Source organism: Clostridium sp., assembly GCF_036639235.1.
Classification (GTDB): domain Bacteria; phylum Bacillota; class Clostridia; order Clostridiales; family Caloramatoraceae; genus Clostridium_AB.
On sequence record NZ_JAVWJB010000001.1, the window covers coordinates 102819 to 105892 of the forward strand.

A 3074-nucleotide genomic window follows, 5' to 3' on the forward strand; every position below is an offset into this window, starting at 1 on the left:
GGATTAACGTTTATACATCCATTTAATGATAAAGAAATTATGGCAGGTCAAGGAACTGTGGCACTTGAAATACTAGAAGAACTTCCTGATGCTGATATACTTTTAATACCAATTGGTGGTGGAGGATTAATAAGTGGTGCTGCAGTTGCAGCTAAGGGGATTAATCCCAATATTAAGGTGATAGGGGTAGAGGCTATAGGGGCTATGGCTATGAAAGAGTCACTTGATAAAGGAAGACTTGTTACCCTAGATGCTGTTGATACAATAGCAGATGGTAGTGCAGTAAAATGCCCAGGAGATAAGGCATATGAGGTAATAAAGGAGTATGTTGATGGAATTATAACTGTTAATGACTTTGAATTATCTGAAATGGTTTATACCCTAATGGAAAAACATAAGATGGTAACTGAGGCAACAGGTGCACTTTCACTTGCAGCTTTAAAAAAGCTTGGAATAACTAATAAGAAGGTAGTATCAGTTATAAGTGGTGGAAATATAGATGTTGTAACTATATCAGAACTACTTAATAGAGGATTATTATTTAAAGGAAGGCTATTCTGCTTCTCTGTAAAGCTTAAGGATACTCCAGGTGAACTTTTAAGAATAGCTCAAATATTATCCGATAAAAATGCTAACGTTATTAAGCTTGAGCATAATCAGTTTAAGGCGATAGATAGACTAAAGCAAGTTTTACTTGAGATAACAGTAGAAACCAATGGTCATGATCACATAAATGAAATAATAGCTGAACTTAATAAAAGTGGATATAGCATAGATAAAATTTATTAAAAAATAAAAGAGGCATTATGCCTCTTTTTTGTTTTTAAAATACTATAAATGAAATAAAAAAATGCCAGTAATCACTACTGGCAAGATCGTTATCTATATGATAACTTCAGGCTAAATTGAAGTGTATATGCTAAAGGGGTACATTTAGCATAAAGAATAGTTTTATACTTGTGGGAAATGTTTTAAAACTATATATAATATAATATCATTTATTTATTAAAAAAATGTTTAGGAAATGTTAAAAGATGGTGTATTTTGTTAATAATTTTATTAAATATTGGTAATAATTATGGTGATTAATGGTAAATGAAATGTATTAATAGAAAAATACCCTGTATCTATTAGTGAAATTGATTTGAGAATGGTTCTATATAGTTATTTTCTATATTGAGGAATATATGGTAGAAAAACCTGTTGATAATTGAGAAAATATAAAAGAATAAGTTTATTTATGTAGGTTATCTGGAGGTTAATATGTACAAAGTAGGAATCGATATAGGATCAACTTCATGTAAAGCAGTTGCTATGAAGGATAATGAAATAGTTCACAAAATATTAATACCAACAGGATGGAGCAGTAAAGATGCTGCATATAAGGTTAAGGAAGAGTTAGAATCACTTGGGATAAACGAATCTAATACCTATTATGTATCAACAGGATATGGAAGAATTAGTGTACCATTTGCTGACAAGAAGGTGACAGAAATTACTTGCCATGGTATTGGTGCTTCATATTTATTTGGTGACAGTGGAGTTGTTCTTGATATAGGTGGTCAGGACACTAAGGTTATTACTATAGAGAATTCTAAGGTTCAGGATTTTCTAATGAATGATAAGTGTTCAGCTGGTACTGGAAGATTCTTAGAGGTTATGGCGAATATCTTAGGACTTGATATTATGGAACTTTCAAAAATAGCAATGGATGGTGAAAACGTAACAATAAGTTCTATGTGTACTGTTTTTGCAGAGTCTGAGGTTATAAGCCTTATAGGACAAGGTGCAAGAAAAGAAGACATAGCATTTGGTGTTTTAGATTCTATTGCAAGTAAGGTTAAAAGCATTTGTTTTAGACATAATAAGGTGGACAAGTACTTCTTAACAGGGGGACTTTGTGAGAATAAATACTTTATTGAAATGCTTAAAAGTAAGCTAGAGGCTGAAATTGTAACCTGTGAAAGTGGAAGATTTGCAGGGGCTATAGGAGCAGCACTTCTAGGGAAAACTAAATAAAATTTTTTAGGGGGATTTTTTATGATTAACCAATTACCAAAGGATTTTGAATCATTTACAGAGGCGAGACAAAAGGCATTTGTAGCTGTTAAGGAATCAAAGGATAAGGGAAATAAGATTGTTGGAGTATTCTGTACATATACACCTTGGGAGATTATACATGCAGCAGGGGCTATTCCAATAGGAGTATGTTCAGTAAGTGATGAAACAACTCAGGAAGCAGAAAAACACCTTCCAAAGAATCTTTGCCCACTTATAAAGTCATCATATGGATTTGCAATTACTGATAAGTGTCCGTTTATATACTTCTCAGATATGATTGTTGGGGAGACAACATGTGATGGAAAGAAGAAGATGTACGAGCTTATGGGAGATATTAAAAATGTTCATGTAATGCAGCTTCCTCATAGACAAAAGGATCCTATAGCATTTGAAATGTGGAAAAATGAAATAGTAATATTAAAGGAAAAACTAGAAAAAGATTTTAATGTGAAAATAACTGAAGAGGCTATAAGAAACTCAATTAGAATTAAAAATGAGCAAAGAGATCTTCTTCGTGAAATATATGAATTAAGTAAAATGTGTCCACCTCCAATTTCAGGATACGAACTGCATAAGATACTTGATAGCGTAAGTTATGCACAATGTGCACAGACAAAGAACAAAGAGCTACGCGACATGCTTTGCTCACTACAAGAAGTTGCAGCAACATGTGAAAGCCCAGTTTCAAAGGATGCTAAGAGAATTTTAGTTACAGGGTGTCCATCAGGTGGAGTTGCTGAAAAGGTAATTAAAACAGTTGAAGAAGTTGGTGGAGTAATTGTATCATTTGAAAACTGTGGTGGAATTAAGGAAAAGCAAAGAAATGTAGATGAAAGCAAAGAAGACGTTTACGAAGCACTTGCAGAAAAATACTTAAGCATTCCATGTTCAATAATGTCACCAAACACAGGTAGAATGGAACTACTAGATGAATTAATTAAGGAATATAAGGTTGATGGAGTTATAGACATAACTCTACAGGCATGTCATACATATGCTGTTGAAAGCTATAG

The 3074-nt window shown here is 32.9% G+C and carries 3 protein-coding genes; all 3 read left to right on the forward strand.

Features of this window, described 5'->3' with window-relative positions:
• Positions 1-789 (forward strand): pyridoxal-phosphate dependent enzyme (locus tag RR539_RS00530; protein ID WP_332500158.1); only part of this gene is annotated, 789 nt, incomplete at its 5' end.
• A 474-nt stretch (positions 790-1263) separates the two neighbouring features.
• Positions 1264-2019, forward strand: coding sequence for an acyl-CoA dehydratase activase (locus RR539_RS00535; RefSeq protein WP_332474046.1), 756 nt, complete (start codon positions 1264-1266; stop codon positions 2017-2019).
• A gap of 21 nt (positions 2020-2040) precedes the next feature.
• Positions 2041-3074: double-cubane-cluster-containing anaerobic reductase (locus RR539_RS00540; protein WP_332474047.1), on the forward strand; the 1034-nt coding region annotated here is incomplete at its 3' end.

What these genes read in the sequence shown, in the direction of transcription:
- RR539_RS00535 (WP_332474046.1), top strand. Translation starts at nt 1,264, where the DNA reads ATGTACAAAGTAGGAATCGATATAGGATCAACTTCATGTAAAGCAGTT.